Below are 1,439 nucleotides of genomic sequence, written 5' to 3' on the forward strand. Positions count from 1 at the left end.
CTAGCACTACTTTGGCAGATTGATTATTTAGGGCTTCCCTCCGCGGAGTTTCGGTGATTCATAAGGAACCAGCTTTTGAAGGGAGCTGGTGATGAATGCTGATTGTATGGACGACCTCGAGCACTGGCTTCAGCCATTTTTGGCGGGTCTTTCGCATCGAGCCCGACGCAGGATGTGTCCGCTTTACATTGCGGGACTGATTGGGCCAGGCGACCGTAAGAGCGTGCAACCGATGGCCGCGCGCGCAGACGATGTCGGCTACGATCAGCTTCATCATTTTGTTGCGGCCGGGGTTTGGGACAGCTCTCCGCTGGAGGCCGCGCTACTGAAGGAGGCCGATCGTCTGGTCGGCGATCAGGCGGGCTTTCTCGTCATCGACGACACAGCATTACCGAAGAAGGGACAATATTCAGTTGGCGTCGCGCCTCAATACGCTTCGTCGCTTGGCAAGACATCCAATTGCCAGTCACTGGTGTCTGTGACCCTGGCCTCGCGCGAAGTGCCCGTGATGGTGGGCCTTCGGCTCTTCCTGCCCGACACATGGACGAATGATCCTGAGCGGATGAAGCGGGCGCGCGTCCCGAAGGATCGACAGGTCGCTCTTACAAAGCCGGAGATCGCCATCGAAGAGATTGATCGTGTCATCGCTTCAGGCTCGCGTTTTGGCTGTGTGCTTGCTGACGCGGGCTACGGGTCGAGCAGCGCTTTTCGTCAGGCTCTGAGTGAGCGCGGTTTGCTGTGGGCAGTCGGATTATCGCGGCGTCAAAACGTATATCCGGCCGATGTTGATCTGATCTTCCCGGTGGCGACTAGCGGCAGGCGCCGTCAATATCACATCCCGGACCAGCCGCCGGTCTCTGCCGAGGCGATGCTGTCTGGCGAGAAATGGCACAAGATAAGCTGGCGGCGTGGCACTAAAGGCCGGTTGACATGCTTGTTTGCGGCTCGACGTGTCCGCGTTGCGGATGGTCATAAGCACCGGATGCTCGACAATCGCATGCAATGCATGCCAGGCGAGGAGATCTGGCTCGTCGGCGAACGCCGGTCGACTGGCGAACAAAAATACTATGTGTCCAACTTACCATCCGATACGAGCCTCAAGATACTTGCCGCCACGATTAAGGCCAGATGGATCTGTGAACAGGCACATCAGCAATTGAAGGAAGAGCTCGGTCTCGACCACTTCGAAGGTCGATCATGGACTGGATTACATAGACACGCCTTGATGACCATGATCGCCTACGCCTTTCTCCAAGCCCGCCGCCTTAAAGCTGCGGGACGGAAAAAAAAGAGTCGGCGGTCCACCGCCACAACCGAGCATGCCAGCAGTTAGACAAGCCATTCTCGACCTCTTCATGCGGTCGCCACCCGGCAGATGCCCGCACTGTCAGAAGCTCCTGGCACACGCCCGAGAATCTAAACTGCCAAAGTAGTGCTAG

At 57.4% G+C, this 1,439-nt stretch carries 1 pseudogene; it reads left to right on the top strand.

The annotated features are described in order from the left end of the window. Nucleotides 1-91 precede the first annotated feature (91 nt). Nucleotides 92-1,420 (top strand): annotated as a pseudogene (locus tag QBD01_RS25385) (IS701 family transposase). Nucleotides 1,421-1,439: the final 19 nt, after the last annotated feature.

Origin of the sequence: Ochrobactrum sp. 19YEA23 (assembly GCF_029909865.1) — a bacterium.
Lineage (GTDB): Bacteria > Pseudomonadota > Alphaproteobacteria > Rhizobiales > Rhizobiaceae > Brucella > Brucella gambitense.